Annotated in this window: 9 protein-coding genes and 1 pseudogene; 7 read left to right on the top strand and 3 right to left on the bottom strand. The window is 56.3% G+C overall.

The window, feature by feature from the left end; all coding sequences use genetic code 11:
- A pseudogene (locus tag OP500_RS10010) lies at window positions 1-87 on the bottom strand (IS1595 family transposase); the annotation flags it as partial.
- A 90-nt stretch (window positions 88-177) separates the two neighbouring features.
- Between OP500_RS10010 and OP500_RS10005 the strand changes: the two are divergent.
- The 7 genes from OP500_RS10005 to OP500_RS09975 all read left to right on the top strand — a co-directional run bounded on the left by OP500_RS10005 (window position 178) and on the right by OP500_RS09975 (window position 3,968).
- Window positions 178-549, top strand: coding sequence for a DoxX-like family protein (locus OP500_RS10005; protein ID WP_238744733.1), 372 nt, complete (start codon window positions 178-180; stop codon window positions 547-549).
- Entirely contained in the window at window positions 546-1,013 is a 468-nt protein-coding gene (locus tag OP500_RS10000; RefSeq protein ID WP_274070846.1) for a DUF2269 family protein, read from the top strand. Before OP500_RS10005 ends, OP500_RS10000 begins: the two co-directional genes overlap by 4 nt.
- Window positions 1,014-1,121: 108 nt before the next feature.
- Complete coding sequence (locus OP500_RS09995; protein WP_238744737.1) at window positions 1,122-1,574, top strand: hypothetical protein; 453 nt, start codon at window positions 1,122-1,124, stop codon at window positions 1,572-1,574.
- 42 nt (window positions 1,575-1,616) lie between these two features.
- Complete coding sequence (locus tag OP500_RS09990) at window positions 1,617-2,030, top strand: thiol-disulfide oxidoreductase DCC family protein (protein WP_238744739.1); 414 nt, start codon at window positions 1,617-1,619, stop codon at window positions 2,028-2,030.
- 83 nt (window positions 2,031-2,113) lie between these two features.
- A complete protein-coding gene (locus OP500_RS09985; protein ID WP_274070845.1) occupies window positions 2,114-2,482 on the top strand; it encodes a hypothetical protein in 369 nt (122 codons plus the stop codon).
- 66 nt (window positions 2,483-2,548) lie between these two features.
- A complete protein-coding gene (locus OP500_RS09980; protein WP_238744743.1) occupies window positions 2,549-3,007 on the top strand; it encodes a tetratricopeptide repeat protein in 459 nt (152 codons plus the stop codon).
- 130 nt (window positions 3,008-3,137) lie between these two features.
- Window positions 3,138-3,968: an NAD-dependent epimerase/dehydratase family protein gene (locus OP500_RS09975; protein ID WP_238744744.1), complete on the top strand. Its 831-nt coding sequence runs from the start codon at window positions 3,138-3,140 to the stop codon at window positions 3,966-3,968.
- A 196-nt stretch (window positions 3,969-4,164) separates the two neighbouring features.
- On the opposite strand, the gene OP500_RS09970 is transcribed toward OP500_RS09975, so the two are convergent.
- The gene (locus tag OP500_RS09970; protein WP_274070844.1) at window positions 4,165-4,638 is read right to left on the bottom strand and encodes a hypothetical protein; all 474 of its coding nucleotides are present in this window, start codon (window positions 4,636-4,638) and stop codon (window positions 4,165-4,167) included.
- A 345-nt stretch (window positions 4,639-4,983) separates the two neighbouring features.
- Window positions 4,984-6,384: a glutamate--tRNA ligase gene (gene gltX / locus OP500_RS09965; protein WP_238744746.1), complete on the bottom strand. Its 1,401-nt coding sequence runs from the start codon at window positions 6,382-6,384 to the stop codon at window positions 4,984-4,986.
- Window positions 6,385-6,585: the final 201 nt, after the last annotated feature.

Genomic DNA, 6,585 nt, shown 5'->3' with positions numbered 1-6,585 from the left:
GGCTGAACGGGCGGTAACTTCGAGTACAAAAAACTGAAGCAGTTTCTTTTGAATACTCTTTTTTAGTTTACAATGGGTTATCTTCATTTTTGCAGTCTAACATGACTGCTTATCTAGTACAGCCCCAAATTTTTTTTAATACTCTATTTCTGTTTTAACAGAAATTTTGGAATAAACATGAAACCAAAAAACTATCTGGTCTGCTCCATCGCCTTTTTATGGCTGTGGAGCGGCATTCAGCCCGCGCTGTTTGCGCTGCCGCAGTCGTTGGATTTGCTCGCGCAGGTGGGCGTTCAGGCTGCCTATCGCGTGCCGCTGTTTGCGCTTTCCTGCGTGTTGGACGTGTTTTTCGGGCTGGGCTGCGCCACGCGGCTGCGGCATCGGGCGTGGTTTTGGGCGGCGCAGGCGGCGGTTGTGCTGGTATATAGCGCGATTGTCGCTTTCAGGCTGCCGCAGATGTGGGCGCATCCGTTTGCGCCTTTGGTGAAGAATGTGCCGATTGCGGCGGTGATGTTTTATTTGTTTGACGCGAACAGGAGACGGAAATGAGTGCTTATTTAATCGTGAAAACCCTGCATATTTTGTCGGCGACGCTGATGGTGGGCACCGGCTTCGGCACGGCGTTTTATCTCTTTTGGGCAAACCGCAGCGGCTCGCTGGAAGCGCAGTCGGTGGTGAGCAAGTGGGTAGTGAAGGCAGATTGGTGGTTCACCACGCCCACGGTGATATTCCAGCTGGCTTCGGGTAGTTGGATGATTTGGAAAGCCGGCTGGGCGTGGGATACGAAATGGATTGTGATGACGCTGGCGCTCTACGCGCTGTGCGGCGCGTGCTGGCTGCCGGTGGTGTGGCTGCAGGTAAAAATGGCAAAAATCGCACAAACGGCGCAGCAAAGCGGCGGTACCATGCCCGCGCAATACTGGCGTTATGCGAAAATCTGGGAGCTTTTGGGCTACCCCGCCTTCTGCGCCACGCTGGTGATTTATTTCCTGATGGTGATGAAACCCGCCTGATGGCCGTTTCAGGCAGCCTGAAAACCCGCCAACCCTTTTCAGGCTGCCTGCAGGGTGGCAAAACAGCCCAGGCGCCACACCGTATTTTCTGATTGGAAAGGCTGTGCCATGGGCGATTCCGACCGCGACTATCCCGTTTTCAACCTGCTGGTGTTCTACGCCACCGGCGGCGGTGCGGCAGGCAGCATTGTCTATCTGCTGTTTTATCTGCCGTTTGCCGACGCCGGCCTGTCGCTGCCGGCTCTGTATCCCTTTCCGCAGGCGCTGATAGCCGATTTGGTACAGATGGCAAGCAATCTGCTGTTGTTTATGCTGATAGGCGCTACCGTCGGCTCGCCCCTTGCGCTGCTGTGCGGACTGATACTCTGCCTTATCCGCCCCTACCGCAATGCAGCCGGCTTTTTCTGCGCCGCATGTGCGGGCGCCGCCAGCGGCATGGCGGCGCGGTTTATCCCCTTTTATTCTTACCTGCCGGATACCCTGAAGTTGGTCGTGCTGTGCACCGCCGCATCCCTGCTCACCGCCTCCTTCGCCCTGCCCAAGCCTCCGCAAGCAGCCTGAAAGCGAAGTTCCAACGCAGTTACCCAAAAACGGAACCAAAATATGAAACAACACACCATTTTCTACGACGCCCAATGCCCGCTGTGCGTGCGCGAAATGGCGCTAACGCTGGAAAAAAACCGCAGCGGCAGCCTGAAAGCCGTGCCCGTGCAGGGCAGCGAAACCGAGCTCGCGCAATACGGCATCAGCCCGAACGACGCCATGACCTATATCCACATCGTCCGCAGCGACGGCGCCGTTCTCAAAGGCATGAGCGCACTGCGCCTGATGTACGCCGAATGCGAAGGCCGCCCCCTAAGCCGCATCTGGAACCTGCCGCTGCTGCGCCAAATCGCCGACTGGGGCTACCCGCTGTTCGCCCGCAACCGCTACCGCCTGCCGCGCTGGCTGCTGCCGCGCCCGCAATGCGAAGACGGCGTCTGCCATATCCCGCCCGCCAAGCGGCGCCGGTTCTGAATTGGCAACCTGAAAGCCTGTCCGACCGTTTTTCAGGCTGCCTACCAACCCTTTTCCCCCACCCTTAACCAAAGGAAAGCACCATGAAAAAAGCTCTGCTCACCCTGCTGCTCGCCAGCCCCCTGATCGCTGCCGCCGGCGAGCTGGAACAATGCGAACAAATTTTCCGCGACAATATGGAAATCATGGTTTTCACCATGCCCTGCCCGAACCGGCAGTCCGACGCGCTGCCGCCGGAAAAATTCGACGCCCACCTGCGCGCGGTAAACCGCTGCGAAGCGCTGGTTGCCGGCAAATACGCCGCCCAAAAAGAAGCCGTTCAGAGCCGGCTGCACGCCTTCACCGCCCCGCGCGCCCGCGAAGTCGGCCGCATCCGCAACAACCCGCAGCAGATGCAGGCTTACTGCACCAAGCAAAACGCCACCGCCCGCCGGCTGATGATGAAATACTAGGACGCAGGCAGCCTGAAAATCCGGCCACACTATTTCAGGCTGCCTGCCACGCCGAAGGAGATCCCCATGTCCCACTATCCAAACGCCCTAACCGCCTACCAAAACGAAGACTGGATGCAAGCCTTCGCCTGCCTGCAGCGCGGCGCAGCCGCAGGCGAAGCAGACTGTTACAACCTGCTTGCCGTGTGCTGCGAATACGGCCAAGGCACCGCGCAAAACTGCTGCCAAGCCGTGCGCTGGTACCGCCGCGCCATTCGCGCAGGCGATTCGTCTGCCGTCAGCAATCTGGCAGATTTATTGGACAAGTCCAGCAAAACACGGCGGGCGGAATACTGGTACCGCCAAGCCTTAGGTAAAGGCGGCGACGAGAAACTTGCCTATGCCGAATTTCTGCTGCGGCAAAATCCCACACCCAGCCCGACTGTTATCCGGCTGCTGCAGCAAGCCGCCGCGCCCAATATCCACACCAGCGAAGCCGTGCAAGAGCGTGCCGCCCAATGGCTACGCCAATTTCAGGCAGCCTGAAAACCAAATGTTTGGCGCTTAACATTCCCGCTCAAGCCCAAAGGCAGCCTGCGTAGCGAAGCGGAGTTGCGCAGCTAAAACCGCCGACAGCCCTTTTCAGACTGCCCATCCCCAAACACAAGGAAGCCCCATGAACATCCTGCTGCTCGGCGCCGGCGGCTTTATCGGCCGCCGCACCGCCCGCCGTCTGCGTGATGCCGGCCACAGCGTCCGCACCCCGCCGCATGCCGACCTCGATTTGCTGCGCCTGCGCCAAGATGCCGCCATGCCGCTGTTGGCAGGCTGCGATGCGGTGGTGAACTGCGTCGGCGTGATGAGCCGCCATGCCGGCGTTTTGGAAACCGTCCACCACCGCACACCCGCCCTGCTGGCCGCCTGGGCGCGGGAAGCCGGCGTGCGCCGCTGGGTGCAGCTCTCCGCACTCGGCGCCGACGCCGCCCATTTCGCCCCCTTTCTCGCCAGCAAAGGACGCGGCGACGATGCCGTGGCCGAACGCATCGACACCGCCATCGCCCGCCCGTCGGTAGTGTACGGGCGCGGCGGCACCAGCTGCGAGCTGTTTATCAAACTCGCCCGCCTGAGCGTTCTGCCCCTGCCCGCCGGAGGCGCCTTCGACTTGCAGCCCGTACACGCCGAAGATGTTGCCGACGGCTTGGTCGCGCTGCTGTCCGCCCCGTCCGGCAGCATTGTCGAAATGGCCGGCAGCCTAAAAACCACGCTCGCCGGCTATCTCGCCATCCTGCGCCGCACCCTGCACGGCAAAGCCCCCGCCACAATTCTGCCCATTCCCCTAACCCTGCTCAAACCCATGCTGCCGCTCACCAATCTTCTGAGTAACGGTTTTCTCAGCCCCGACAGCATCCGCCTGCTGCAACAAGGCTCCTGCGCCGACACTTCTCCTTTCGCCGCCCTAATCGGCCGCGAACCACTGGGCGCGGAACAGTTTGCACAGACGGATTAGCCGTTGCGCGAATAGGCAAAGGCAGCCTGAAAACCGAATTTGCGGCTTTCAGGCTGCCTTTTTCATTGGATTTCCAAACGTAGGGGGCACACCATTTATCATTTACCAGCAGCCGCTTATTGCTTATGGTGCGCGGTGCGCAACCCTACAGTCCGCTTGCTATACTTTAAAGTTACGCAAATAAAAAATCACATACTTAATTAATACTTGGAAAAAGATATAATAAAATCATTATTGAACCCAGACAAACAAGCGCGGTAATGTTAAATTTTTTATCCACATGGAAGAGCATTGTTATTATGGGCGTATAAGTTATTATCATCATAAAGAAAATTAAATATTTATTGTAAAATAGGCTGTATTGCTTATTTAACTCCACTATTCTGTCGGAAACAGTAAAATCCCTTAGGATTTTATTTTTATCTTGGTAGCTTAATTTCTTCAAGTGCGAGCTGGAAATAATTTTTCTGCCGTCATTCTCTTGGTAATAGGCAATAACTAACGTTACATGCTCAATTTTTTCTATTTTAGCATCACAAATGCTCTCTCTTATTTCATTTACAGTTCGATCGCATAATATACTGTATTTTCCATTATCTAGTTTTAAATATTTTGTTCCTTTTCCTGTGGAATCAATATAAAAATTTGGGTTGTTCTCCGTATGTGTCAAATACAATGGCTTAGAAAATAAAAAGGTGCTGCAAGATACCCATATCCAAAAAATACTTACCAGAATAAAAATAATGAAATCAAGAAAAGATTTTTTCATAGCTTATAAATATACAAATCTCAGCAATAATAAATACTTAGATTAATCAAATATACTATATTAACTGAATTTTGTCCACGACGATAATACGGTACGCCATTCGTAAGATAGGCAGGCGGTGGGCGATAATCAGCACGGTTCGTTTACGGCATGGCGATGCGCTGGCTACCGGAGCAAAAAGAACAAAAAAGCAGTCTGAAAACTGGTTCTCCCGGTTTTCAGGCTGCTTTTATCAATAGTAGCGGTCTAACCGCGCATCCGCCGCAGTACTTCTTCTTTGCCGATCAGCGCCAGCACGGCATCGACCGACGGGGTTTTGGCGGTGCCGCAGACGGCCAGGCGCAGGGGCATGCCGAGTTTGCCCATTTTGATGCCTTCTTCGTCGCAGAAGGGTTTGAACAGGGCGTGGATGCCTTCGGCCGTCCAATCGCCTTCGGGCAGCGCTTCGAGTTTGGCGGCAAAGCGCTGCATGCGTGCGGGAGCTTCGTCGTCCCAGTGTTTGGCAACGTCAGCTTCGGCGGGGACGGCTTTGCGGTAGAAATAGGCGCATTCGTCGGCCAGCGCGTTCAAATCTTGGGCGCGGTCTTTGACCAGCGCCAGCACGTCGGCCAGCGCGGGGCGCTCGGCGGGGACGATGCCTTGTTGTTCCAAGCGCGGCCGTACCAGCTCGGCCAGCGCGGCATTATCCGCCGCTTTGATGTGCTCGCCGTTGATCCAATACAGTTTTTTCATGTCCATGCGGCTGGCGGACGAAGACACGTCTTTCAAATCAAACCATTCGACAAACTGGCGCATGGTGAAAAATTCGTCGTCGCCGTGCGCCCAGCCCAGCCGTGCCAGATAGTTGAGCATGGCTTCGGGCAGGATGCCCAGGCTGTCGAATTCGGTGATGGCAACGGTGTCGCCGCTGCGCTTGGAAATTTTGCGCCCCTGCTCGTTGAGTATCATCGGCAGGTGGGCGTACTGCGGCGGATTCACGCCCAGCGCTTTGAAAATATTGATTTGTTTTGGAGTGTTGTTCACATGGTCGTCACCGCGGATTACATGGGTGATGCCCATATCGAAATCGTCGGCGACCACGCAGAAATTGTAGGTGGGCGTGCCGTCGGCGCGGGCGATAATCAGATCGTCGAGCGCGGAATTGGGGATGGAAATTTCGCCTTTTACCAAGTCGTTCCAAATGGTTACGCCGTCAATCGGGGTTTTGAAGCGGACAACCGGCTCGCGGCCGGCGGGGATTTCGGGCAGGGTTTTACCGGGCTCGGGGCGCCAGCGCCGATCGTAGGTGGCGGTGCCTTCGCGCTCGGCTTTTTCGCGCATGGCGGCCAGCTCTTCCTTGCTGCAATAGCAGTGATAAGCGTGGCCGTCGGCCAGCAGTTTTTGAATCAGCTCTTTATAGCGCGGGAAGTTTTGGGTCTGGTAAACGATGCGGTGTTCGTTGTCGGCATCCAGTCCCACCCATTTCATGCCGTCGAGAATAATCTGCACCGATTCGGCGGTGGAGCGCTCCAAATCGGTGTCTTCGATGCGCAGCAGAAATTCGCCGCCGTGGTGTTTGGCAAACGCCCAGGAATACAGCGCGGTGCGCACGCCGCCGATGTGCAGATAGCCGGTGGGGCTGGGGGCGAAACGGGTTTTTACGGTCATGGTTCGGCCTTTGTTTGAAATCGCAAAAGGGCGGCATTGTAACGTCTGCCGCAGCTTTGATAAACCGCAGTCAGCCTGAAAACGGCGCCCGCCCGCCACGGGATGGGCATATTTTTCAGGCTGCCTTTGTCTTGCCGAAGGCAGCCTGAAAAATCGGGCGGCATATCGCGCCGATAGTCCGCCCGCCAGCCGCCCTGCGCT

The organism is Kingella sp. SNUBH-2017, assembly GCF_028680565.1.
Classification (GTDB): domain Bacteria; phylum Pseudomonadota; class Gammaproteobacteria; order Burkholderiales; family Neisseriaceae; genus Kingella_D; species Kingella_D pumchi.
The sequence above is the reverse complement of the archived record's forward strand: the minus strand, read 5'-3'. Positions and strand labels throughout refer to the sequence as shown.

Coding starts and splice junctions, on each gene's coding strand:
- OP500_RS10005 (WP_238744733.1), top strand. CDS start 178: ATGAAACCAAAAAACTATCTGGTCTGCTCCATCGCCTTTTTATGGCTG.
- OP500_RS10000 (WP_274070846.1), top strand. CDS start 546: ATGAGTGCTTATTTAATCGTGAAAACCCTGCATATTTTGTCGGCGACG.
- OP500_RS09995 (WP_238744737.1), top strand. CDS start 1,122: ATGGGCGATTCCGACCGCGACTATCCCGTTTTCAACCTGCTGGTGTTC.
- OP500_RS09990 (WP_238744739.1), top strand. CDS start 1,617: ATGAAACAACACACCATTTTCTACGACGCCCAATGCCCGCTGTGCGTG.
- OP500_RS09985 (WP_274070845.1), top strand. CDS start 2,114: ATGAAAAAAGCTCTGCTCACCCTGCTGCTCGCCAGCCCCCTGATCGCT.
- OP500_RS09980 (WP_238744743.1), top strand. CDS start 2,549: ATGTCCCACTATCCAAACGCCCTAACCGCCTACCAAAACGAAGACTGG.
- OP500_RS09975 (WP_238744744.1), top strand. CDS start 3,138: ATGAACATCCTGCTGCTCGGCGCCGGCGGCTTTATCGGCCGCCGCACC.
- gltX (WP_238744746.1), bottom strand. CDS start 6,384: ATGACCGTAAAAACCCGTTTCGCCCCCAGCCCCACCGGCTATCTGCAC.